Raw genomic sequence first — 22,467 nt, 5'->3', positions numbered from 1 at the left:
TATCTAAGTTTTTATTATTGGCTTTAACTTCAGTTTTAGTAGGCTCGCTGTCGCGAGCTTTTCATTGAACATTGCGACATCGGTTGGGCCAGGCGTCGGCCCTGGGGTATGCACATGGCCAGCGAGCTGAATGTTCATTTGGCCTACCAACTCTATAAGGTCGCATAGCACTTGCAGTACATTGACGCTGTCCGACCCTAACCAGGTTTTTGGTGATTGAAAGTGCTGGCTCACCGCCGCCACGCTCTTACGCATTCCTTGAATGCGTTCGTCCATGTCGTCGCCCACCGTGGCGTTGTACTTTTGCCCAACCACCAGATTCAAGTCGCGGCCAGTGCCTTGGTGCAAATCACCCACAGCCGCCAGACTTGCAGACCCACCGGACAGCAACTTGAGCGCACCCAGCGCCTCGATCTTTTTGATGCCGCCCACGGTCTCGGTTGAATGGTCGTCCACTGTCCTAGTGTGATTCTGGAAGGCCTCGGTGTTGTCCAGGGCTTCGACCTCGCGCTCGATCGCCTTGTCCTGGATCTTGCCATCGGTTTGGCGCAACCAGTTGCCATCGGCGTCGACGCGCTGCTGGCATGCCTCGCTGTGCTGCCACACCTGGTCGCCCTTCGGCACCCGGGGCAGACTCAGACCGTGCGGCAGGATCTGCGTGATAAACGGCTTGTGTGGCAGGCCATAGGCGAAGCTGATCACAACGGTGGTTCCCTCCTCCGGAAAGCCAAACATCCCCGCTTCTTGTCCGCCCATCGGCGCCGGCAATGGCAGGCCTTCGAGGATCGGCAGATCCGGATCAGGCTCGCCATCGGCAAGCAGCACTTCGACGTCGACGCCAAAGCGCGGCCGGAAGTCGTCACACAGCCCGGGCGCCGCCGGCGCATCCGGTACCGCAACCACGCGGCCAAAGCGCGGCAGGTGGTAACCGCCGCTCAATTCAGGAAACTGGCGCGCTACGCTGCGCTTTATTGCGTCGTCCATTTGATCGCCATTTGATTGCCGGCGAGCGTCACACTGGTGATTCGCTCGCCCTGGTTGATGGTTGCGCCTGGTCGAAGCCCCGGAAGGGGCGCGATCACCGCGCTTTGATTGCCCTGGTAGCCGTCGAACAGTTCGACCGGCAGCTGCAGCGCAGTGCGGGTACCGAAGAAGCTGTCGGCCCAACTGCCCACGAACACTTCGCCGTCGCCCTGCTGCTGCCAGATGAAGTCGGGGATGTTGAAGACGTTGGCCAGACTGTCCATCGCCAAATAACCCGCCGCCAGGCTGTAGAAATACGGCGCTTTGACCTTGGCATAAGCCTTGTCCGGAACCCGGAAGCCCAGCCCGGTTTTATCGCTGATCTCGGCCAGCACGGCCTGCAGGTCGACGTGACGCAGGTTCAACGGCAAAGGGTTGGCCAGGATCGAGGATAACTCGCGGCAAGCCACCAGCTGCTGGGTCCTGTTGGCGGCGGTCGACCGTTCGACGTAGCCAAGGAAGTGACGCTGCAGCGTGCGCTCGTTGTAGCCGATATCCAGCGTCACCAGCCCTTTCAACGATTCGCCGGCCTGCACCGTGAACGTCGCACGGCCAGGGCTTTTGATGTCCAGGCGCACTTCGTCCTTGATCAGCGGGTAGACCTGGCCGGCGATCGTCAAAACCTTATGCAGCTTCATGTTTTGGGCGCCAGGTAGTCATCCAGCTTCTTGAGGGTCTTTTCAAAGCCGCTCATTTCTTGGGCCTCGCTTCCAGTCCCACCACCGGCCGCACCGCCTGCGGCGCCGCCGACCGCCTGACCAGGTGCAGACTGAGCACTGACGCCGTTCGCTGCCCGTCGCTGTTCGACCTTCTCGGGGTTCGAGGCTTTTTCCGACAGTGTGAACTGGACCAGCCAAGCGGCCAGCGTGTCGTCTTCCCGGGCGCTGACACCGTCCGAAAACTGCACCTCACGAATACCGAACGCTGCGGCGGTATCGTTGACGATCCGGTACATCTTGAGCTGGCCACCGCCGGCCGTGGCCTCGGCCAGACGCATGATCGTGCGCATCTGCACCGCATCAACGAAGGGGATCATCAGCGACACCGCTAGGGTTTTCGGCTTGAAGCCCTTGTGGGCAGTCTCGGTATTGCTGGTTTGGCCAGACATGTCATCGGCTTCGATGCGCAGGTTGGCGGTGATCTTCATCCGCTTGCCCAGAACCTGCTCGCCGTCGAGTAATAGCGTCATAGGCCGACCAGCTCCCGCACGAAGCTCAAGCCTTCCAGCGACCCCACCAGCAGCACGCCTGCAGACAGCACCCACTCATGACCTGGTGCTTCGCCTTCGAGTAGCGAGCGGCGCAGTTCATTGACATCGCCCGGGCCGATCAGCCGTGCGCGCATGCTGGTATCTGCCGAGCCTCCGGCCAGCAGCGCCTTGAGGTCATTCAGCTGTTGATCCCGGCCCTGCTGCTGCGCCGCTTTACGTGTGGCCAGCGCTGCCAGATCGGCCATCGGTGAACTGTCCGCCGCGTAGCTCTCAAGCACCGCCAGTTGGCCGGACATCGATTGCTTCGCAGCTTTGACCAACGTGCAGCGCTCAAGCGGCAGCGATTGCCAACGCGGCAGCGGGCCAGAACTGGGGATCACCCACTTGTCTGTCTCCAGCGTCGACAGATGTCCGGCCCGACGTTCGGTGCGCACCAGGTCCGGGATCGGTAGCAGCGCATTGAAGCGCGACAGCGTGGCGGCCAGTTGGGCGTAATTGGTGCCAAGGAACATTAGTGACAGCGCGTACTGCGGTCCGGTCGGCCGACCAGTGTCGGTGGCGTCGATCAGTTTGCCGGCCAGCTGCTGCAGCAGATTCGGCGCAGACAGAAAACGCTGATTGCCGCGTCCCTGGCCAATGCCGCTCTGGAACGGTGTCACCACCAGGCAAGCAGGCGCCTCACCCAACTGCCCCGCCATCGCTGCACGGCCGGCGGCGATCGCACCTTTCGCCGCGTCGCCGACTGGCCCCGGGTTCGTGCTGGTCATGCCGTCGAGGCTCGCCAGACGTAACGCAGTGCTGGCCAGCTCGCCGCCGGCCAGATCCTGAGCTGCGCTCAGTCCTTCCATCCATTGCGTGGCTTGTTCTGGCCAGCGCATGGTCACCGGTGACCAGGTCATGCCGAAAGCTTCCAGGTGACGGCTTTCATCATCTTGAGATCTTTGCTTTGCCGAGCTTTGTCCAAGGTTTCACGCAAGCTGTCCGCGTGTTGCTGAGCACCCTGCTTGAAACGCACCAGATCCTGACTGACACGCTGCAACTGGGCGATGGTGTGCGGTCGAAATGCCTTCACCTGTTCGGCGTCCCAACATGGGTAAACGTCGTCCACGCCCAGCAGCACCTGGCCATTGAGATCCACCTGGTCATCAATGGCACTGCTATAGCGGTGTACCTCACCCAAAGCCTTGGAGTTGAAGCCACCGGCGATAAAAGCCGCGTAGTCCGCTTCGATCATCAGCAGTTTTTGGCCCTGCAGTGCAGTCAACACTGCGTCGATGTCATCCACCCAAGCGCCGTTTTTCCAGACCTGATTCGGCCCGGGCTTTTTCATGGTGTATCCGGACGGTATCCGCTCAAATCCTTCCAGGGTGCGGGGCTCGCCGGACTCCGTGTTGTAGACCACTACGCCGCCCAAGTAGTCCACAAGTTGCCAATTCTCGCCGTTCCAGCAAGCAACTTGATGTTCGGGAGCAGCAGGTGGGGGTGTTTCAACGCAGCCCCCGGGGATCAGGTACACGCCCGGTTCAAGAGGCGATTCGTCAGCCTCAGTGGTACCAATGAACATACCCAGATGGTCTGTCTGATAAACGAGTTTGTCAGTCATGCTCGGTCTCAATACTTGATGCAGAAAAGAAGGGCGATGTTCTTTGGCCGCGTTTCGGCGGCGCCGGCAGCATTAACGGTGATCGCGTGAGAGTGGTTTCCGCTGCCATTCATACCTACGTTGTGCGAGTGGGCTCCAGCCCATGCAGTTTCATGCGCACCGCTCGACTGTTGCACCGAGTTGACGCCGGGCGCACCTTGACCAATGCCGGGCGCGCCTGCAGTCACGTGGGTGTGCGCCCCTTGCGAATCAGTCCACGCGCCGTGGATGTGATTACCATCTGCACCGGCCGACGCAGTGTGAGTGTGGGACTGATGCATCATTTCTTGATAAGCGCCAAGTACCCGAGCGGCATCGATACCGCGTCCATCGTCCAGGCCGCGAAGAAACAGGCCACGCAGATCAGGTACGCCGAAGGTACTGGTGCCGTCACCGGCCCCAAACACCGTACCGATACGCGCAAAGAGGCTGGCAAATGTAGTGCGCGACACCACGGCGCCGTTGCACTTGAGCCAGCCAGTTGGCGCTGTACTCATCGCGAACGAAGCCACCATGCCCGTTAACGATTCACCGACCTGTTGCTGGAGTCTGTTGAGTGCCGCTGTCGTAGCCAGAATCTCGCTACTGTTCGTGCTGGGGTCGTCGCTCTTGGCGTTCGGCAGATTGCCCAGGTCCACGTCTTCTTTGGTGGTCGCGCGGGCGCGCAGGAACTCGTAATCACCCGTGCGCGCCGCGAAGTGCTTCACCAGCGACCCGTCGATCAGCTCGACACTTCGGCGATCGGTGACGGTGCCGGCGCTCGGCAAATCCGCCAGTGCCACGCAGTAATGGCGCACGCCGGCACTGTCGGTGTAGTCCGGACGATCGGCAGCGAACACCACGTTCCAGCTGGCCACGACATCGCTGAGTTCTCGCTGCAGGGAAACGTCCAGCCACGCTGTGGTGGGGAATGCCGGCGGCACTACCGCAAGCGCGGCAGAGCGCACCAGACGAATGCCTTCGACGTAGGCGCTGCCCGGTTGCAGCTGATAAGCGCTGCCGACCTTCACCAACTGCAGCGAGGCGCCGAAGAAACACGCACGACCAAAGACGTCGCGGTTGCTCAATCGCTCACGCTCATCGATGCCGGCCAAGCGCACGGTGAAGTCGTGCTGCCAGGTGCTGGCATCGATCGTGATGCCGGTCAGCGCCTGGGCACCGTCGAACGCCACCAGAAAGTTGCGCGTCAGGTTGTTGCCGATCTGCAGCGGCGGAATGTTGCGACGCTTGATCTGCAGCGGCACATAGGCCACGGCGAACAGCACGCCCTCGGCCGTCTCGAGCCCGATCCAGTTGAAGTCCCAGTCGCCGACGTCGGAGCCGATCTGCGAGCTGTAGACCACCTGGTTGGGGTTCACGTAGCCGGCGTTCTCCTTGGGAATATCGTAAACGTGAACGATCTGCGCGGCGGCAGGTTTCGGCGCGGCGCGATCAACCGGCCCGCTCGGATCAAGCCCGGGCACGTTGGCAAAAATAAAGCGCGTGACATCGAGGCCCAGCTGGGCGGCGTGTTTCTGTGCGATCAGGCTTTCACCCGCAAGGGTAATACTGGCTCCCATGGGGGCTCCTAAAGACTGGCAACCAGCGTTTGCTGGTCGTCGTTGAAGTCGACCAGAGCGATGCGAAACGGCACCGGCGTGATGGTCACGAAGTCATAACGGCGGCAGGTGCGGCCGTATTGCTGAATCAAAACCCGCAGCAGTTCCGGGTTCTGTGAAAGCTGGGTGTCGGAGAAACGCAGCAGCACGACGTCCCAATCCCGATCGGGCATGCGCTCCTCGATCTCGATGTAGCCGACGCCCAAGCGCTGCAGGATGCGTTTCATCCCGGCGGTGCTGCCGGCGTCGACCGCGTTGATGAAGGCGAACTTCACGCGCAAGCGGTACATGCTTTCGGGCTCGCCTTTGAAGCGGGTGATGTCGCGCTGCCAGGCCAGCAAATCGAGCATGGTCAAATGGCAGGTGCCAGCGTCCAGCTGCAGCAGCGGCCAGCGCAACCAGCCCTCGACCTTGCCCCACCAGGACTGCGCGGCGTCCTTGAGCTTGGTCAGCTCGGTACCAGCCAACCAGAATTTCAGCTCGAGCTTAATCATTCGTCAGCACCTCCAGACTCTGGATCCGGGGGATGTTCAGCTCTGACAGGATGTCGTCGTTGTCGAAGTGCAACGACTCGATCCCCGGGAATTGCTGGTGCAGCTCTTCAGCCAGGCGGCTGAATGAAAAGCGCGACTGTGGATAAGTCAGCGTCGGCTGGTAGTCGCTGGCGGTGCTTTCGCGAAACGCCGCGCGGATGAACAGCGCGGTTTCGTCCTGCAGGGTTTGCCGCTGGGCATCGCTCAGGGTGGAGCGCGGCCAGAGGGTCACCCGCAACGCGTGCAGGGTTTCCGGCATGACCATCACCAGAAGATCGTCACCGTGGCCATGGTTGCCCTGGTCCCGGATGTGCGAGTTGATTTGCTCCAGGTAAGTCGCTGCAGGCACGTCAGCATCGAACAGCACGAAGGCGTTGGCACTGCCCGGACCACGTGGCGCGCCATGTTCGAAATACACGCCATCCGGACGCACGCCCGGGAACGCTGAAATCATCGCCCGGTACACCGCGTCGGTGTGCCATTGGTTGACCGCCGAGAACTGATTGCGCACACGCAAACGCAGTTCATCGTTGGGCTCCCTGTCCGCGCCTGGCGTGGTCAGCCAGCCGTCAGCGTTGACGACCTGGGCGATGCCGGGAATCGGCACCGGTAACACGGCGTAGTAACCGGGCGCCAAGTTGAAGCCGCTGCCAACATCCACCGCTTCGACCGGAACCAGCAACTGCATCAGGCCATCGGTGAAGGTTCCGACCGCCGTAGTCACCAGTTGGTAAACGTGGCCATTGATCGCGGCGGATTGCACCACCGTGCCTTTGGCGACCTCAAGCGCACCGCCGGGGGCGACACGGGTGAACAGCAGCAGGCCGCTGGCTTTGGTCGCGCCCTTGCGCTCGACGTTTACGCCCCAGGCCAGCATGTCCAGCCAAGCATCCACAGCGGTTTTGACGAAGAAATTCGGCAGCACCGTGGAGACAAAGAAATCGAGGATCCACAGTACGGGTTTGGTCACCAGCGCGGTGACTACCCGCCAGAACGGTGACCAGGTGCTGGTGTTGCTCAGTTTGCTGCCCTGGGCAAGTACTTCCGCTTCCCACGCCTGGCGCAGGCCGGCCTCAGTGGTCGGAATGCCGGCGTCGGACAGGGCTTGTTTGAAATCCACGTCACTCACAACGTCACCTCGATACTGCCGAATTTCAGGGTTGTGGCCGTCACCAGGAACTGCCCAGGCTCAAGCTGGGTAATCAGTGCCGTACCCGGTACGAGGCGTTCGTCTGCCTCGACCAGCAGCTCAAGTTGTTGAATGCAGTCGCGCTGTTTCAGGCGGTTGCGCTCGGCCACCAACGTCACCAGCAGGCCGCTGTCGCGGATCATGTGGGCGATGTCCTGGGCGATGCTGGCCCGGTCATCGATCAGCTCGGGCTGGCGGGACGGATCGAGCACCAGGTCGTTGTCGTGGATCAGCAGGTCGATGTATTCGCTCATCCCGGTACCGCCATGTTCACCATGTTTTCCATCTCCAGCTGAGTCATAGGTTTGTTGTTATGGATCTCGACTTTCTCCACGTGCATGCCTCGGTTCTGGCTGCTGTTGTTGTTCTGAATGCTGGTCAGCAGGCCGCCCGCCGGCACGGCGTTAGGTCGCGCTGGCGACAGGGTTGGAATGGCCGCGTTGATGGTCTGCTGGGCTTTTTGCGCAGCTGCAGAGGCGTCCACGTTGTTGACGCCAATGTCGGTACCGGGCACTTCAGGCATGGCGCCGAACTTGGTCTCGATGTCGACGCCGGGGATCTTGTTTAGCATCTCGATCAGGCTGTTGATCGACTTGTGAAAGATCGCGACGATGCCGTCCCAAGCGGCCTTGGCCATGCCACTCCAGCCGCCCATGGACGTGAACCAGTCCGACAGCGCGGTGAGCTGATCGCTGACCCACTTGAACGCCTCGCTGTTCATCAGCGCAGCTGTCCACTCGTCCCAGTAAACGACCGCCGCAATTACGGCCGCGACCAGGGCCATAACGCCGATCACGATCCACACGACCGGGTTGGCCAGCATCGCCGCGTTGACCAGCCAGATCGCGCCCTGCCACAGCATCATCGCGCCGCGAATCAACGCCATCGTCGTGTACAGGATCGTCAAGCCAGCCACGTACAACGCAATAACAGCGACCTGCAGCAGGAAGCCGGCAACGGCGCGCAAGTTGAGCAACTGCACGACTTTCCAGACGGTCACCACGGCGAGCCAGGCCATGCGCCCGGCGCCGATCGCAAAGGTCAGCAATGACATGGCGGCAATGAGCCCCAGGATCGTCAGCGAGACGATGCCGATTACCCGGGTGATGTTGGGGAACATCTGGGTCCAGCGAGTCATGGTGCCGGCGATGCCGGAAAGCTTGGCCATCAGCGGCGTCAGGATCGGGATCAGCGCCTGGCCGAAGGCAATGCGCAGCGCTTCGACTGCAGCTGCAAATTGTTGCCACGGGTCCACCATGGCTTTGGCCATGTTCTCGGCGTCCTCGAGGCCGCGAACCTTGCCGAGCTTGTCCATGCCATTGCGCAGCCGATCGGTGTCCTTGGCCAGGGACGTGATGACCTGCGCACCCTCCCCGCCGAACACCTCCATCAGTTTGGTGTTGGCCGACGCACTGGTCAGATCGCCGAGTTTGCCCTGCAGCTTTTCCATGATCTGCAGCATCGGCAACGCCTTGCCGTTGGAGTCGGTGAACTTCATTCCCATCTTTTCGGAAGCGGCGCCCAGGTTCTCGAAGAACGCTTTGTAGCGGCCGCCGGCATCACCACCTTCCATGGTGCTGCTCAGCGAACCGATCACCGCGAATTGCTCGGCGATGTCCACGCCGGCGGCGGTGGCGATCGAGCCGACTTCCTTGAAGGCGTCCTTGAGCTGGGCGCCGTCGGTGCGGAACAGTTGCACGGCCAACGCCGTCTGCCCGCCCAGCTTTTCAACCCATTCGCCCTTGCCCATCGCATCGGCCTGGCCTTTGAACAGGTTGTACATGGTGCCCACATAGGCGCCCATCGTTTCGGCGTCGGACTTGGTGGCCTTGGCCAACAGGTTGCTGGTGTTGGTGAACGTGGCGAGCTGGTTGCCAGTCAGGCCCTTGATGGCACCCTCGATGGTGTAGGCCGAAGCGACAAAATCCCGGGCGTTCTCGCCATAGGCCACCGAGAACTCCAGAGATTTTTGATTCAGCGCCGTGAGCGCGTCCTCAGCCACGCCCAAGGATTTGACCTCGCCCAGTGCGCGGTTCATTTCCAGGGCAGGCTGCAGCGATTCGTTGATACCGACGAAAGCACCCGTGACACCGGCCAAGCCCATGCCCATCGTTTTGATGTTTTTTTCGCTTTGCTCGGTAAGGTCGGAAAAACCCGCCTTCACCTTGCCCAACGGTGCAGTGACCTTGTCGGTCAGGGCCAGGATGAAGTCCAGGCGGGCGCTACGGTCGGCCATGTGTGTCCTATCCGTTCAGCGCATGGGCAATGCCGTTGGCTACGGCAAATTCCATGCGCTTCCAGTGTTCGTCTTCAAGCCACTTGGCCGTTCCCATGTTTTCAATGCTGGGCTCGGCACCAGGTAGCCAACGGCTGGTCAGGGCCATCAACTGGCCCAAACCGTCCTCGGTCAGGCGGTCAGCGTGCTCAAGGGCTTTTTTACAATGATCTCGACGTCAGGGGCGTACTCCTCGAGCAGCGCGCCGGCGATCTGCATGGTCATCACCGGGTTGGCCATCAACTCGCGCAACTCGGGTTTTTGCGCCGGCAACACGGTGCTGCTCAGCAGGTTGAACGACGGCGCGACCTTGTTGTTGGCAGTCATGGCGTTGAAGTACTTGGTCACGTCCTGGGGCGACAGGGTGAAGGTGAATTCCTTGGTACCGACTTCCAGGGTGATGTCGCGGGATTGGATCTGGCTCATGTTCATGTCCGTTTTTGTGGTTGGGGTAAAGGGGTTATTCGGGTCAGCGCAGGCACACCTGGCTGACGTAGTCCTGCAGGCCCAGGATCATTTGCTTGCTGAGGGCAAGCTGATCTCTGAGGGTGAAATAATCCGATCGAGCGTCTGCTGCGAGTTCGGCGGTGCCTGCATCAGCCACGCCGCCGGCGGCGGTGTCTGGCGTGGTGCTGCTGCAGGTGGCTTTGACGCGCAGCCGCTGACGACCATCGGCAACGTCAAGGCGCAAAGCATCGATTTCAGTGCGTGCATCGTTCAGTTCCTGGGTACGGTTACGGTCTATCGCGTCTCGGGCGGCGATCATTTCGCCGCTGATTCGGGCGGCTTCACGCAGGCCGCTGGCTTCGTACTGGGCTGCATCACGTTCTGCCCGGGCGGTGTCGCGCTGTCCCTGCAGGATGTCGAAGCCAACGAACGCCGCCAGGCACACCAGCAGCGGAAACACGATCTCGCGGAGCATCACAGCCCCTCCGCACACATCGCCGCTTCGGCGCGCCGGCGAGCGTGCAGCCCGGGTACAAACTGCTTGCGGCCCTGGGCATCGGTGACCGATGACCACACCGGTGTTTTGCCATCCGGCGCCCAGGCCAATGCCTTGCAACCCTCGGCAATATGGCCGGCATTGATCAGGCCGACGGCCCGACTGGCGCAGGTACTGGGCACACCGAAGTTGTGGCCATGGCTGCTCAGGGCGTCGAAAGTCTTCTGGCCGATCGCCTGATTGCTCAGGCAGTCCGCCAGAGCCAACTGGCCTTTCTCGATCACCAGCTGCTCCACCTCGGCACAACGTGCCGGCGACCAGTAGTCACCGACGATCAGCCGATCCGGACTGGTGTAACGGGTGATGCCCTTGCACACCGTAGGCAGGCCACGGGCCAACTTGTCGGCGTACACCACGTTCTGGCCGTTGCCTTCCCACTTGCCCAGGAACGCGAGCAAAGGCGCGCTGGCCAGCACAATGGCGCCGGCGGCGATCTTGGTGCGCAGGCTCACGACTTGCCCTTCCAGTCGAGCAGCATCTGGCGATACTTGGGAATCAGCAGAAGGATCTGCAGCACCATGTAGAGCGCGGTCAGCATGTAGGCGACCGCCGACCAATCGACGGCGCCCGTCACACCTGTAGCGGCCACGCCGATTGCGGGCGACGCCTTGGCCAAGGCAACGGCGGTGTCCTGGGCGACCTGATTCGCGCTCATCGCAGAACCTCTTTCTCAAAAATGGTTTGGCACGGCACGCAGCGGGTCATACCGCCCAGCGCCTGGCGTTTTTCCGGGATCGGCTGATCGCAGTCTTCGCAATGGGTCAGGCTTGGCCCGATCGGCCGCGTGCGGGCCAGCTGAGCGGCGATCGCCTGATCACGCTGGCGTTGCTCCAATGCCTGGGCGCGGTCGAACGGGCAGACCATCAGCGCAGGCCCTCGATCTCGGCCGCAGCCAGGTACGGCACGCCGTTGATACGGATGAAGTCCGGACTGGAAACGTCGAACGGCACCTTGTGCTTGGTTTTCTCGCCGCCTTTCGGGTCGACACTGAGCAGGCTGGACACCTTCAACTTGCAGCCGAAGGCCTCGATGCGCAGCTCTTCATCGCCTGCTTTGGCGAAGAACACTGAGTCGAAAGGCTCCAACTGGCGGAAGCTGCCGGCAGAGCGCGCCGCCTCGATCAGCAGGTTGAAGTTGTTGGTGTCGAACTCGAACTCGCCACTGGCAGACACATCGCCGTCAACGGTGCCGTTGGGCACGCCACGGGTTTGCGCCACGGCTGTGTTGTCGGTGATATCCAGGGTGCAGCTTTCGACATGGATCTGCAGATCGCCCAGGTTGATGTCGAAGTTTTTACCGCCAATACGGGACATAAGGGTTACTCCGAATCTTCGCTGGAAAGGTCGAGGGCGATGTTCGCTGTCAGGTCTTTCGGGCAGTTGAGCGGCCGGATCTTGATGTAGATCTCAACCTTGGTTTTGGTGTGCCACACCAGGACGATGTCGCCGTCTTTGGGCGATTCGATCTCGCCCGGGAACACCTCGCCGGCGAAGGTGGTGGACTTGGCCATCTGCCGCAGCGGCTTCATGAATGCGCTGATAGCGGCAGCCATGCTGTTGGGCGAGTTGTTCAAGCGACGATCACCCACACGGCGGATCAGCAACGGGCGGACTTGGCGAGCGGCCTTGTCGGCCAGGCGCAGGTACTCGACCACCTGAAAGTCACTGGCCGGCGCATCGAGCATGTTGCCGTCGCCCCAGAACACGCCCGGGTAATCGGCATAGGTTTGCGACACGGAGAAACGTGCGGCGTCCAGCTCGGCGCGAATGGCGGACGGCAACGGCACGCCTTCCTTGTCGACGGGAACGGTGCCAAGGCCCAGCAGTGCACCAGACGCCACGCGCATCGGACTGTCGGCAATGCTCACGGCGGCGTTGGCCAGTCGGCCAGCCAGCACGCCCAGGTCATTGCCGTGCAACTGCGGCACGACCAGGACACGCGGCGCAGCCAGATCGGAGGTGATCGCTTTCTGCTCGATCAGGTATTCCGACCAGGTCTGCTGCACGGTGATGCCGCCAGTTGCCGCCATGACGAACGCGCGGCGGCCGTACTTGTTGTTTAGTGCGATCGCCGCGTCATGCATGACCGACAACTGCGCGCCTTCGGTCACCGGCTTAGTGATAACCACCGCCTCGACGGAGAAGCCCTGCTGCTGAGCATTGTCCAGCGCGTCGGACCAATCACCGTCTGCAGCGATCGGAGCGGCCAGGCACGCCCAGCGATCGCCGCCGTTGAGACGTGCGGCCGTGATCTGGGTTTTCAGGTCACTGGCCGGAATACCCAGCGAACCGTCGAGGTCGCTGTCGTTGTTGAGGGCGAGCAACTGCCCGACGTTTTTGGCGGCGGTGCCGATGAAAAGGAAATAGCGTTCGATCTCAGTCACGGCACCTTGGCCGAGATTGAGGTTGTTAACGCTGACTTTGCCGAGTGCCATGCAGTGCCTCGCTAGCGGGGTGAATTAAGGATTTGTTCGAGCACCTGGTTCAGCAGCGAGGCGGTATCGCCCTCAGTGCCGACGCCGATGAATTGGCGCTTGGGCAAGGTGATCTCCCAGCTTTGTGCGCCGCTGCTCTCGGTTTTTTCGTCGTCCAGGATGCGGATTAGTAGCCCCGCCCTGGCGTAGTTGACGTGTTCTTGAATCCAAGCCACTGACGGTCTGGTCAGGGACTTCTTGCCCTCCTGGCGAACCTTGAAACCTAACTTGCGCAGGCGTTTAGCCTGCTTTTCCGTGGCAGCCAGGCCGGCGGGAACGGTATTCCACCGCTTCATTTGAGCGGCCGTACGGCGCTCACTGACGCCGTTGTGTTGCTGCGCCGCGACCCAACTGGTGAGGGCATTTTTCCAACCAAGCACGGCTTCGTCGGCACTGACGCTGGTGACCTGCATCAGCTTGGCCAAGCCCGCTTCCATCTTCTTTTTGCCCTTGCTCGACCCCTTGCGCGCCTCGAACGGCGAGCCGTCCAGGTTCTGCTGATCGCGCACGCGCTTGCGGCTCATCGATCGCACACGTTTGGAGACGTTGTTCAGCAAACGCCGGCGCAGTTTTGGCGGCAGGCTGAGCAAGGCCAGTTGTTCCTGCGCCCCGAGATAGCCCCTGATGTCGAGATCGACGGTGCTACGACCGGCCATGGCTCGACACCTCGCCGTGTTCAGCGACCCACAGGTCAAACGGGATGAACGACCAGGTCTTACCAAAACCTTCGATTTCGCCCTCCGGATCCTCGGCCAGGTATTGCGGCTCGATGAATTCGAGGGTGATGTCGACGTCGGCCAGATCGTTGTCGAGCATCGTGATATCGAACTTCGCCGCCGGCAGTTCGTCGCGGTCCTGGTCGTTGCCCTCGAGCCAACTGCCCACCAACGCCATCAGACGCCCCGGGTGATCGGCGAAACGCTCCAGCGCGATCGTGGCGCTGTAGCGCATATCACCCATGCGCATGCCGCCGACGTCGGGCTTCCAGATCAGTTCGAGATTCACCTGGTTGGTCCAGCTGTCGAGCTGCTCGGCCAAGACCAAGCGGCGCTCGATCAGGTACGTGGTCAGGGCGCGGAGCTTGATCACAGCAGCACCGCCGTGATGCGGCCGCGACCCTGCAGCGATCGGACAGCCTGCTGGCTGAACTCGAGGAAGGTTTCCTTGCGCTCGGGGGCTTCCTTGCCCAGGTTCTCCGCGCTTTCGCGACGGATAATCGAAGCGAATTCAGGCAGCAAACTGGCCTTCGCACGGCAATACACAGCGCGCTTGTACGTCTCAGCTTGAAAGGTGCGCTCCGGCAGGACGGTGGTGTCTGCAGATTCAACGCGTGACACTCCAGCGCCCTGCCAGCGCGCTTTTAAACTGGCCAGATCACTGTTGACCTGCGCCATGGCCGTAGCCAGGTTGATAACCAGCATCTCTACCAGGTACTCCGCCGGCAGGCGGTAGCCCTTCTGGAACTCGGTCACGGAGAGATCCGGCCAGAAGCCGTCGTTCTCGATCGCATGTTCCACAAAGGTGGTGGGTTTCCCGGAAAAGCTCATTGCTGGCCACTCGAATAGGGCGGGAAGCCTGTTTTCAGTGGGACGGTCCATAAATGGGCGGCTCACTTCCACAGGTTCCCGCTGGGGGGGGTAGTCGGTTATTCGGAAGCCGGGTTAGCGGCCGCTTGTTTTTCCAAGGCCCTGCGGACCTCTTTGATGCGAGTGTTGTTACCGGCCTGCGCGTAAAGCTCGGTGGAGCGCTCCAGATGCTTGAGCGCGACATCCCATTGCTTCGCCTCCATGGCGCGCATGCCGATCAACTTGTGGTACTTGCTCGGGATCTGCTCCGTCAGCTCCCACTCACCGTCAACACGTGGCAACAGATCGGACAGGTAAGGCTCAGGGCTGCGCTGGGCGGTGTATTCGGCGTAAGCCCACTCGCACACGGCGTCTGCAACAAAGGTCTGGATATCCCGGCGCTTGAAGCGCTCCGGCATCTGCTGGCCCTGCTCCATCAGGAAGTCCGCCAGCTCCAGGGCGTCATCGAACTGCGCGGTGTCGAACAGCCAGACCATCACCTGCACGGCGACACGATTCGGGAAGTTGAGTCCCGATTCGCAATAGCGCTGGACGTATTCCTGGTACTTGGGCAGCAGCTCCTCGCGCTTCAGTGCCTGGCGACCGGCAAGGCCATTGATGGCACTGATGCGGGCCAGATCCTGATCCAACGCCGCTTCCTGCAGCATCAGATGCTTGCGGGCATTCGCGGGGCTGTTCAGCGCGTCGGCCGGGGTATACGCCATGGCCGCACCTGAGAGGGCTGCGGCAGCAGCGGTCACGCCCATGGCCAAGGTGCGGCGCTTGTGCGCCAGGGCCAGGCTCACGCCACCAGCTCCACGTTTTCGGTCAGCGCGATCTTCTCCAACTGCTCGATCACATACCCTTCGTTGCGGCTGTTGTAGTCCTCGACGCGGGAGCGTTTCGGGTTGTCGACCGTCTGCTTACGCCAGCTGGAGTCCTGGAAGTAGATCGACAGGTTGTCCCAGCTGGTAACCAGCACGCCGTTGACCGGGAAGAACGGCACGCTGAAGCTCGGCAGACCGCCGTAGGTAGCGATCACCTGAGCCTCTTCAATGCGTTCTTTTTCGGTCGGCACGTCGCCTTGTTTGGCGTACAACTTCGCCTTATCGGCGGCCATCAAGTCGGACCCAATGATCGCGACCAGGTCGCCGGCGTCACGCAGACGCTCGTCCACCATCTGCTTGGTGTCATGCACCAGGGCATCGAGGTTGGCGTAGTCACCGTTCGGGCCGAGGGTGACTTTGCCGGCGACCTTGCCTTCCTTGAGTACCTGCTGCGGGGCCTGCTCACGCAATTGCTGCAGCCAGCCTTTGTTGACGTCCTGCAACATCGGATACAGCTCGATGTCGCTCTGATCGGCAGCATGCGTGCCGTGGAAGCCGACCATGATGCGGTCCAGGGCGATCTGTTTTTGAACGGCTGCGGAGTACTTCTGGTGGAAGTCCGGGAACTTGGCCCACGCATCGATTTTCGCGTACGGCAGGCCCACGTCGGATTCGGTGGAAGACAGCTCATACGTGGACTGATCCAGCGCCGACGCATCTTTGGCTTCGCGGTCTTTCGTCTTCGTATTGGTGCGGCCGGTAACTGGGCCGGACACGCCGAGGAACACCTTTTGCCCTTTGATCTCGGTCACCGGAATGACGTTGATCCGCTGCAGGAAGTCCGACTTGGCCGTGATGGCCTCGTTCAGCTCCTGGGCAATGGTCGGCTCGACGCTGAACTGCTTCGTGGCGAGTTCGACGTCGTAGTTTTCAGCAATAGCGAGCTGCAGCTCCGCGTACATTTGGGCGCCGAAGGCACTCAGGGAATAGGCCATGTCAGAGCACCCGCTTTTTGACAGTGGTTACAGGACCCGCATTGCGCGGCAACTGGCGACCGTTCGAGGTGTTCTGCAGCGCAGAGAATTGCTTCTGCAGCGCGTCCAGTTTCGCCAGTACGGATTGATTGCCCTTGGCCTTGCGGCGGAACTCGCGCTCCTCCTCGGCGGTGGCGACGATGTCGTCTACTGCCGTGCTGACATCATCGATCAGATCCTGATCGGGTTCGGGTGCGTCTGCGGCGGCGGGCTCAATGACGGCTTGAAGGCCGGCAGCGACAACCAGCAGCTGTGCCACCAGGGCTGTCAAAGCCGTTGCTGTAGCTTCATCCATTGGGGGTTTGCTCTCTGTGTTGGGTGGAGTGGGTTCGGTGGGCAGCACGTCCGTGGCGAATCGCTTGAAAAAAGCGGTCAGGGCGTTGATCAAGCCGCTTTCGCCGGTACTCGGGCCGTCATCCTGCAGGCGGCCAAGTTCGACCGAGGCGGCGTAATACGAGGCGCGGTTATTCTTGTGGGAGAAATAGAGTTCCTGAGTGCCCACGCTCGCGGGCTGGTCGGTTACGCCCATGCCGGTCAGGTAGGCTTTGCCTTTGCCCCGGAAGTCAGGGGTGATCTCAATGCTGGTGAACAGCTTCTGGCCCTGGTCATTCAGGTACAGCAGCCGGTCGTTGGGCTTCAATTGCGCTTCCAGCGCCACTTCGCCCGGTTCCAGATCTTCGGCTTCTTCCACCAAGCGCACGGCGTATACGGTGCCGTGCGAACCAGGCCAGCGCTCGTGATCACACCAGATCACTGCCGTGTAAAAGGATGGCTTGTAGGTTTCAGCGATATCGCGCAGTTCCTGGGGAAGGATCACTCGGCCATCAACGGTCGCGCCGCTGGTGGCGACACGTTTCCAGAACGAAACAAGGGAACGGGGCATGGGGATAACTGCGCTCAATCGGTGATTTGAGCCGCCAAGATATGGAGCAAACTGCCCCCTAACAAACGGTTCAATTGCGCGTTCCTCCTAGATTCAAGATCTAGGTTTATCGCAGAATTTAACCCCGCGTTTTCGCTGTTTTCGCCGCATAGACTGCGGCCCATGTACTACTCGACCGAAGTTAAAGAAGCCGCCAAACGCCTGTTTCTACGCCGCTGTAAGGCCAAGGAAATTCAGGCGCAACTCAACCTGCCCAACATCCGGATCGTCTACTACTGGATCCGCCAGGGTGGGTGGGAGGACATGCTGTCGGACGAGGAGCCGCTGACCGCTGTTGGCCGGCGTATCACCTTGCTGCTGGACAAGGTCGGCAGCCTTTCCAAGGACGATCTAAACGAACTCGACCGACTGACCGTCGTGCGCGAAAGACTGCTGAAGCAAGCAGCCAAACCGGCGCCGGCGGCGGCATCGATCGGAGACGATTCGGGCGATTCCTCGGAACCTCGCCAGCGACCCCGTGGCGAACGTACCGGCCGTGGCGAAGGCGGCGGCAAGAAGAAAGAGAAGAAGGCCAAGAACGACATCAGCGGGCTGACCGAAGTCGACTTCCTGGACCAGTTCATCAGCAAGATGTACCGCTACCAGCAGGAGCTGTTCGCGGCCAAGCAAAACCCGCTGACGTGTCGAATCCGCAACATCCTCAAAAGTCGGCAGGTGGGCCTGACCTACTACTTCGCCGGCGAAGCGTTCATGGACGCGGTGTTGAGTGGCGACAACCAGGTCTTTCTGTCGGCCAGCCGATCGCAGTCCGAGATCTTCCGCAGCTACATCATCCAGTTCGCAAAGCAGTGGTTCGACATCGAGCTGACCGGCAACCCGATCGTGCTGAGCAACGGCGCCGAGCTGCGCTTTCTCAGCACCAACAGCAGCACCGCCCAGGGCTACCACGGTCACGTCTACGTCGATGAATATTTCTGGATCCGCGACTTCGAAAAACTCAGCACCGTGGCCAGCGCCATGGGCACCCACAAGAAGTGGCGCAAAACCTACTTTTCGACGCCTAGCGCTGTGTCGCACCAGGCCTACCCGTTCTGGACCGGCGAAGAATTCCGCAACAGCAAGCGCGGAAAAAAGGCCGGCGGCACCTGGCCGATCGAGGCCGCGTACACCCAAGGCGCGCTGTGTCCGGACGGCCAATGGCGCAAGACCATCACCATTCAGGATGCGATCGACGGCGGCTGCGATCTGTTCGACCTCGAGCAGCTGCAGCTGGAGTACGACGAGGACAAGTTTCAGCAGCTCTTCTACTGCAAGTTCATCGACAGCACACAGAGCGCGTTCGGCCTCAAGGATCTGGAGCGGTGCTATTCCGACCTGTCGTTGTGGGAGGACTACAAGCCCGACGAGGAACGACCGTTCGGCAACAGCCCGGTCTGGCTGGGCTACGACCCGAGCCGAACTCGCGACGACGCGACGTGCGTTGTCATCGCCCCGCCGCTGGAGCCTGGCGCGAAGTTCCGGATCTTGGAAAAGCACAGCTGGCGTGGTCACTCGTTCACCTACCAGGCCGCTCAGGTCAAGAAGCTGACCGAGCGTTTCAACGTCCAGCACATCGGCATTGATGTCACCGGCGTGGGTTACGGCGTGTTCGACCTGGTGCGCGACTTCTACGCTAAAGCGACGCCAATTCATTACAGCTTGGAGGCGAAGAACGCCCTGGTGCTCAAGGCCCAGGACACGATCCAAGGCAGCCGCATCGAATGGGATGCCGGATGGACCGACATCGCCCAGGCGTTCCTGACCATCAAACGCGGCACCACCAGCAGCGGCCAGGTCACCTACAGCGCTTCGCGCACCGACGCGACCGGCCACGCCGACATCGCGTGGGCGGTCATGCACGCCCTGGCCAACGAACCTTTGAACACCAACAAGCGGCGTCGTAGCCGCTACGTCACGAGTGGAAACAATGCCCAATCCTCGACACAAAAAACACCAGGTCAAACAGCAGGCACGACAGCAGCAACCCATGCGGGCGTTTACGTTCGGCGAACCCGAACAGGTGCTGTCGGGCAACATCGGGGAGTACCTGGGCGTGTTTCTCAGCGACGACGGAGAAATCTACAAACCGCCAGTGTCACGTCCCGGCTTGGCCAAACTGTTGCGCGCCAACGCGCACCACGGAGCAATCCCGAAATTCAAACGCAACTTGCTGCTGCGTGAGCTGGTGCCCTCGGCCGGCTGTAGCGCTCGCACAATGGGCTGCGCGGGGCTGGACTACATGGTGTTCGGCGAAGCCTTCTTCTATCGAGACACCAACGCCTTCGGCCAAGTCTTGGAGCTGCAGCACTTGGCCGCGATAAACATGCGGATCAAGGTCGACGGCGGTTTCCGGATGCTGCTGCCTGACAATAAGTTCATGGACTTCGACCAGGACGAGATCGAGCACGTTCTCGACTATGACGTGGAACAGAACATCTACGGGGTGCCGGACTACTTGGGCGGCATGCAGGCGCTGCTGCTCAACGAAGCCGCCACGTTGTTCCGCCGGCGCTACTACAGCAACGGTGCCCACGCCGGTTACATCTTCTACACCAACGACCCGGACCTGACCGAGGAGGACGAAGACAACCTGCGCGCGCAGATCAGCTCCAGCAAGGGAGTGGGCAACTTCCGCTCGATGTTCGTCAACATCCCGAACGGCAAGGAGAACGCGATCCAGATCATCCCCGTGGGCGACTTCCAAGCCAAAGACGAGCTGGAAAAGGTGAAGAACATCACCCGCAACGACGTGATCGCCGCCTGGCGGATGAACCCCGCGCTCGCCGGCATCATTCCGGAAAACAGCGGGGGTTTTGGCGACATCGAAAAGATTGACCGGGTGTACACCAGCAACGAGATCCGGCCGATCTGTCAGCTGTTCGATCAAATCAACGACACCTTGCGACCAGATAGGCGAATCAACTGGCGAGAGGCAATTGAGCCAGTTAATTCTCCCGCATCCGTTGCCTAGCTAAGAGATTGCCACTACGGGATGTGGCAAACTAATGGCGATTGGCTTCCCTGGGGAGGGACAGAATGAGAGTTGAATGCAAATGCGGGCACAGAGGGCGGATCGCTTCACGCGAGAAGCTATCAACGGAGTTCGCGAAGCTGTACTGCCAGTGCCTGGACGCAAAATGTGGGCACACGTGGGTCGCGAATCTCACCTTTTCGCACACGTTGAGCCCATCGGCGCAGTCATTCGAAAGGATGTTGTTTGATCACTTGAGGGATATGCCCAGGGCGAAACAGCGGGAGCTGTTCGAACAGCTTGGGTCACAGGCGGTGGCGTAGTCACGAACCGCCGGCGGGATAGTGACGGCGGTCTATTACAAGGGTCGGTTAACGGTCGCTAGCAGCGTCTTCTGGTTTGGTGGCTAACACCTCAGAAAGCCGGCGCAATTGGTGTTGCTCCTGTTCGTTCAACGATCGGTAAAGACCGATCAGGCGACGCTCCATCGGGGTTAACCCAAGCCAATCGAATTCACTTAAACCAACGCTGATTCGTTCTTGTTTCGTGCGATCCAACATGCGTACTACTCCATAAAGTGCATTGCTGAATCGACGTTATCGGGGCGGAAGCTAGCGATGGTACTGGGGAGCGACGAATGTCTGGTTTGCTGTGTTGCTGTTTACTTCTGACTCCGGGCGGCGTCATCGGCCATCGCCTGCAAGAAGCGGCGAATTGCCTCTTGGTCGAAGGGCGTAATACCTCTGTATTGCTCAATAATTTGAGCCTCCACCGCATTCAACGAATCGCCAACAAATCTTCGCCCAGTCAATACGAAAGCGATATCCACACCCAACCTTTCGACCGCCGAAAGGTAGGCGGTATCAGGGTGCCGCGCACCTCGTTCATAGCTTCCTTGCGTGTTCCGGTTTACGCCGCCCGCAACTGCTAGATCTTCCTGATTCAGGTTGAGCCTGACTCGTTCGTCGCGTAAGCGATCTCCAACCGATCCCCCTTGCAACGTTTCGGACGAACAATTTTTCAAGCATTCACCTGTACATGATCGAAATAACGTGCATAATCACCTCAATGAACACAAAACAACCCATATGAACAGGAGGCAACACACTATGCCCGTGCCAGTTACGCCGGAGCAAGCCCGCGCTCTGCTTGATCGGAAGGGAATGAGCATTGCGGAATTTTGCCGAAAAAACGGTTTGAACAAGAATTTGGTCAGCGACCTTCTCAACGGTCGGAGAAAAGGTCGCCGGGGGGAGGCACATCGCGCCGCGGTCCTGCTAGGTATCAAAGACGGCGTGATTGAACAGTAGTGGCATCGAGCCACAGGGAAAAGCAGAACATGAAAACCACAGTTCTAAAAACTCGGCGTCAGGTAGTCAGCGCGATCATCTGCGCCTATCCAGGCGGACGCGAATGCGCCGCCCCCCGCATCGGTCTGCCGCTCAAGAAGTTCGACAACCACGCCTATGAGAACAACAACAGCCGCCCGCTGACCGACGCGCAGATCTACCAGCTTGAGCTCGTGGCAGGAACAACCTTTTTGCCCGAGTACATCGCTGCGATGTACGGCGGCATGTTCGTTCCAGTAGTTGAGCCTGACGCGTTGGACAACGTTGAAATGTACGCCCGGTGTGTTGAGGCAGCAGCCAAGAAGGGTACGGTCGACCAGATCATTGCAAAGGCGCTGGAAGACGGAACCATCAATGAAGCTGAGGCTGAAGCGATCCTGCAAGCTGACACCCTGCATCTGGCCGCAAGGCACGCCGAAGTACTCGCCCTCATTCAGCTGCACGCTTCGAAGTCGGAGAAAGCCCAATGACTGCCCTGCCCGCAGTGAACGAATACCAGGATCTTCTGCAGCGCGCTGCACTGTCGTTTCTGGAACGTCACCAGTCCGAGCACCTGAGCGACGATCAGCAACTTTTCAGCCGAGCCGTTCAAAACCTGGTTGCAGACTACGACGTACAAGCGCAGGTCGCTGAAAGGATCGTTCACCTGGCCAACAGCACCATGGTCGCTGTTCGTGATCGGCAGCGCCTGAACATTCAGAGCAGCACGTCGACCCACACCGTGATAGTTGACCCAGTGACCGGCAGCCAATGGGCCGTGCCTGTCAGCCTGATCTACGAGCGAATCATCAACGCGCCGGACATCGGGCGCTTTCGCTTAGCCACCCCGTAATACCCAACCACAAAAAAATCG

Annotated in this window: 32 protein-coding genes; 6 read left to right on the top strand and 26 right to left on the bottom strand. The window is 60.6% G+C overall.

What is annotated here, in order from left to right; all coding sequences use genetic code 11:
* Window positions 1-3 precede the first annotated feature (3 nt).
* The 24 genes from AC4IHP_RS07090 to AC4IHP_RS06975 all read right to left on the bottom strand — a co-directional run bounded on the left by AC4IHP_RS07090 (window position 4) and on the right by AC4IHP_RS06975 (window position 17,255).
* Window positions 4-984 carry a hypothetical protein gene (locus AC4IHP_RS07090; RefSeq protein ID WP_490831305.1) on the bottom strand — a complete coding sequence of 327 codons (981 nt, stop codon included), beginning with the start codon at window positions 982-984 and terminating at the stop codon, window positions 4-6.
* Window positions 969-1,661: a hypothetical protein gene (locus AC4IHP_RS07085; RefSeq protein ID WP_490831304.1), complete on the bottom strand. Its 693-nt coding sequence runs from the start codon at window positions 1,659-1,661 to the stop codon at window positions 969-971. Before AC4IHP_RS07085 ends, AC4IHP_RS07090 begins: the two co-directional genes overlap by 16 nt.
* Complete coding sequence (locus AC4IHP_RS07080) at window positions 1,658-2,212, bottom strand: baseplate complex protein (RefSeq protein ID WP_490831303.1); 555 nt, start codon at window positions 2,210-2,212, stop codon at window positions 1,658-1,660. The genes AC4IHP_RS07085 and AC4IHP_RS07080 overlap by 4 nt, the downstream gene beginning before the upstream one ends.
* Window positions 2,209-3,132, bottom strand: a complete 924-nt coding sequence (locus tag AC4IHP_RS07075; RefSeq protein WP_490831302.1) for a hypothetical protein — start codon at window positions 3,130-3,132, stop codon at window positions 2,209-2,211. Before AC4IHP_RS07075 ends, AC4IHP_RS07080 begins: the two co-directional genes overlap by 4 nt.
* Entirely contained in the window at window positions 3,129-3,836 is a 708-nt protein-coding gene (locus tag AC4IHP_RS07070) for a hypothetical protein (protein WP_490831301.1), read from the bottom strand. The genes AC4IHP_RS07075 and AC4IHP_RS07070 overlap by 4 nt, the downstream gene beginning before the upstream one ends.
* Before the next feature lie 8 nt (window positions 3,837-3,844).
* Complete coding sequence (locus tag AC4IHP_RS07065) at window positions 3,845-5,434, bottom strand: phage tail-collar fiber domain-containing protein (RefSeq protein ID WP_490831300.1); 1,590 nt, start codon at window positions 5,432-5,434, stop codon at window positions 3,845-3,847.
* Window positions 5,435-5,442: 8 nt separating this feature from the next.
* Complete coding sequence (locus tag AC4IHP_RS07060) at window positions 5,443-5,967, bottom strand: phage tail protein (RefSeq protein WP_490831299.1); 525 nt, start codon at window positions 5,965-5,967, stop codon at window positions 5,443-5,445.
* Entirely contained in the window at window positions 5,960-7,135 is a 1,176-nt protein-coding gene (locus AC4IHP_RS07055) for a baseplate J/gp47 family protein (protein WP_490831298.1), read from the bottom strand. Before AC4IHP_RS07055 ends, AC4IHP_RS07060 begins: the two co-directional genes overlap by 8 nt.
* Window positions 7,132-7,449 (bottom strand): DUF2590 family protein, encoded by a 318-nt coding sequence (locus AC4IHP_RS07050; protein ID WP_123533180.1) that lies wholly within the window; start codon window positions 7,447-7,449, stop codon window positions 7,132-7,134. Before AC4IHP_RS07050 ends, AC4IHP_RS07055 begins: the two co-directional genes overlap by 4 nt.
* Window positions 7,446-9,431 carry a phage tail tape measure protein gene (locus AC4IHP_RS07045; protein ID WP_490831297.1) on the bottom strand — a complete coding sequence of 662 codons (1,986 nt, stop codon included), beginning with the start codon at window positions 9,429-9,431 and terminating at the stop codon, window positions 7,446-7,448. The genes AC4IHP_RS07050 and AC4IHP_RS07045 overlap by 4 nt, the downstream gene beginning before the upstream one ends.
* Before the next feature lie 7 nt (window positions 9,432-9,438).
* Window positions 9,439-9,579, bottom strand: coding sequence for a DUF6890 family protein (locus AC4IHP_RS07040; protein ID WP_267804669.1), 141 nt, complete (start codon window positions 9,577-9,579; stop codon window positions 9,439-9,441).
* Window positions 9,580-9,602: 23 nt separating this feature from the next.
* A complete protein-coding gene (locus AC4IHP_RS07035; RefSeq protein WP_490831296.1) occupies window positions 9,603-9,896 on the bottom strand; it encodes a putative phage tail assembly chaperone in 294 nt (97 codons plus the stop codon).
* Window positions 9,897-9,939: 43 nt separating this feature from the next.
* Window positions 9,940-10,392 (bottom strand): lysis protein, encoded by a 453-nt coding sequence (locus AC4IHP_RS07030; RefSeq protein WP_490831295.1) that lies wholly within the window; start codon window positions 10,390-10,392, stop codon window positions 9,940-9,942.
* Window positions 10,392-10,925: a lysozyme gene (locus AC4IHP_RS07025; RefSeq protein ID WP_490831294.1), complete on the bottom strand. Its 534-nt coding sequence runs from the start codon at window positions 10,923-10,925 to the stop codon at window positions 10,392-10,394. Before AC4IHP_RS07025 ends, AC4IHP_RS07030 begins: the two co-directional genes overlap by 1 nt.
* Window positions 10,922-11,128, bottom strand: coding sequence for a hypothetical protein (locus AC4IHP_RS07020; RefSeq protein WP_064392730.1), 207 nt, complete (start codon window positions 11,126-11,128; stop codon window positions 10,922-10,924). Before AC4IHP_RS07020 ends, AC4IHP_RS07025 begins: the two co-directional genes overlap by 4 nt.
* Complete coding sequence (locus AC4IHP_RS07015) at window positions 11,125-11,337, bottom strand: TraR/DksA family transcriptional regulator (protein ID WP_339433567.1); 213 nt, start codon at window positions 11,335-11,337, stop codon at window positions 11,125-11,127. The genes AC4IHP_RS07020 and AC4IHP_RS07015 overlap by 4 nt, the downstream gene beginning before the upstream one ends.
* A complete protein-coding gene (locus AC4IHP_RS07010) occupies window positions 11,337-11,786 on the bottom strand; it encodes a phage protein (RefSeq protein ID WP_064381012.1) in 450 nt (149 codons plus the stop codon). Before AC4IHP_RS07010 ends, AC4IHP_RS07015 begins: the two co-directional genes overlap by 1 nt.
* A gap of 5 nt (window positions 11,787-11,791) precedes the next feature.
* Complete coding sequence (locus AC4IHP_RS07005; RefSeq protein WP_490831293.1) at window positions 11,792-12,907, bottom strand: DUF2586 domain-containing protein; 1,116 nt, start codon at window positions 12,905-12,907, stop codon at window positions 11,792-11,794.
* An 11-nt stretch (window positions 12,908-12,918) separates the two neighbouring features.
* Window positions 12,919-13,602 carry a phage virion morphogenesis family protein gene (locus tag AC4IHP_RS07000; RefSeq protein ID WP_463400311.1) on the bottom strand — a complete coding sequence of 228 codons (684 nt, stop codon included), beginning with the start codon at window positions 13,600-13,602 and terminating at the stop codon, window positions 12,919-12,921.
* Entirely contained in the window at window positions 13,589-14,035 is a 447-nt protein-coding gene (locus tag AC4IHP_RS06995) for a phage tail protein (RefSeq protein WP_490831292.1), read from the bottom strand. The genes AC4IHP_RS07000 and AC4IHP_RS06995 overlap by 14 nt, the downstream gene beginning before the upstream one ends.
* Complete coding sequence (locus AC4IHP_RS06990) at window positions 14,032-14,493, bottom strand: head completion/stabilization protein (protein WP_490831370.1); 462 nt, start codon at window positions 14,491-14,493, stop codon at window positions 14,032-14,034. Before AC4IHP_RS06990 ends, AC4IHP_RS06995 begins: the two co-directional genes overlap by 4 nt.
* A 98-nt stretch (window positions 14,494-14,591) precedes the next feature.
* Window positions 14,592-15,317: a phage terminase small subunit gene (gene gpM / locus AC4IHP_RS06985; RefSeq protein WP_490831291.1), complete on the bottom strand. Its 726-nt coding sequence runs from the start codon at window positions 15,315-15,317 to the stop codon at window positions 14,592-14,594.
* On the bottom strand, window positions 15,314-16,333 hold the full coding sequence (locus tag AC4IHP_RS06980) for a phage major capsid protein, P2 family (RefSeq protein WP_490831290.1): 1,020 nt from the start codon (window positions 16,331-16,333) through the stop codon (window positions 15,314-15,316). The genes gpM and AC4IHP_RS06980 overlap by 4 nt, the downstream gene beginning before the upstream one ends.
* Window position 16,334: 1 nt before the next feature.
* Entirely contained in the window at window positions 16,335-17,255 is a 921-nt protein-coding gene (locus tag AC4IHP_RS06975; protein ID WP_490831289.1) for a GPO family capsid scaffolding protein, read from the bottom strand.
* A gap of 162 nt (window positions 17,256-17,417) precedes the next feature.
* Between AC4IHP_RS06975 and AC4IHP_RS06970 the strand changes: the two genes are divergently transcribed.
* The 3 genes from AC4IHP_RS06970 (at window position 17,418) to AC4IHP_RS06960 (ending at window position 20,588) form a co-directional block, all read left to right on the top strand.
* Window positions 17,418-19,475, top strand: coding sequence for a terminase large subunit domain-containing protein (locus AC4IHP_RS06970; protein WP_490831288.1), 2,058 nt, complete (start codon window positions 17,418-17,420; stop codon window positions 19,473-19,475).
* A complete protein-coding gene (locus AC4IHP_RS06965; RefSeq protein WP_490831369.1) occupies window positions 19,414-20,265 on the top strand; it encodes a phage portal protein in 852 nt (283 codons plus the stop codon). Before AC4IHP_RS06970 ends, AC4IHP_RS06965 begins: the two co-directional genes overlap by 62 nt.
* Before the next feature lie 65 nt (window positions 20,266-20,330).
* The gene (locus tag AC4IHP_RS06960; protein WP_008084736.1) at window positions 20,331-20,588 is read left to right on the top strand and encodes an ogr/Delta-like zinc finger family protein; all 258 of its coding nucleotides are present in this window, start codon (window positions 20,331-20,333) and stop codon (window positions 20,586-20,588) included.
* 48 nt (window positions 20,589-20,636) lie between these two features.
* Here AC4IHP_RS06960 and AC4IHP_RS06955 read toward each other — a convergent pair whose 3' ends face one another.
* Complete coding sequence (locus tag AC4IHP_RS06955) at window positions 20,637-20,825, bottom strand: hypothetical protein (RefSeq protein WP_490831287.1); 189 nt, start codon at window positions 20,823-20,825, stop codon at window positions 20,637-20,639.
* Between the two features lie 101 nt (window positions 20,826-20,926).
* On the bottom strand, window positions 20,927-21,265 hold the full coding sequence (locus AC4IHP_RS06950) for a helix-turn-helix domain-containing protein (RefSeq protein WP_490831368.1): 339 nt from the start codon (window positions 21,263-21,265) through the stop codon (window positions 20,927-20,929).
* A gap of 109 nt (window positions 21,266-21,374) precedes the next feature.
* On the opposite strand from AC4IHP_RS06950, the gene AC4IHP_RS06945 reads away from it, so the two are divergent.
* Genes AC4IHP_RS06945 through AC4IHP_RS06935 form a run of 3 tightly spaced genes read left to right on the top strand, consistent with a single transcriptional unit; the run spans window position 21,375 to window position 22,446 of the window.
* Window positions 21,375-21,575, top strand: a complete 201-nt coding sequence (locus AC4IHP_RS06945; RefSeq protein WP_490831286.1) for a DNA-binding protein — start codon at window positions 21,375-21,377, stop codon at window positions 21,573-21,575.
* A 29-nt stretch (window positions 21,576-21,604) separates the two neighbouring features.
* Window positions 21,605-22,084 carry a YmfL family putative regulatory protein gene (locus AC4IHP_RS06940; RefSeq protein ID WP_490831285.1) on the top strand — a complete coding sequence of 160 codons (480 nt, stop codon included), beginning with the start codon at window positions 21,605-21,607 and terminating at the stop codon, window positions 22,082-22,084.
* On the top strand, window positions 22,081-22,446 hold the full coding sequence (locus tag AC4IHP_RS06935) for a hypothetical protein (protein ID WP_490831284.1): 366 nt from the start codon (window positions 22,081-22,083) through the stop codon (window positions 22,444-22,446). Before AC4IHP_RS06940 ends, AC4IHP_RS06935 begins: the two co-directional genes overlap by 4 nt.
* The last annotated feature ends 21 nt before the right edge of the window (window positions 22,447-22,467 follow it).

Source organism: Pseudomonas sp. UF-293 (genome assembly GCF_058245595.1).
This window is presented reverse-complemented; position numbering and strand designations above follow the sequence as displayed.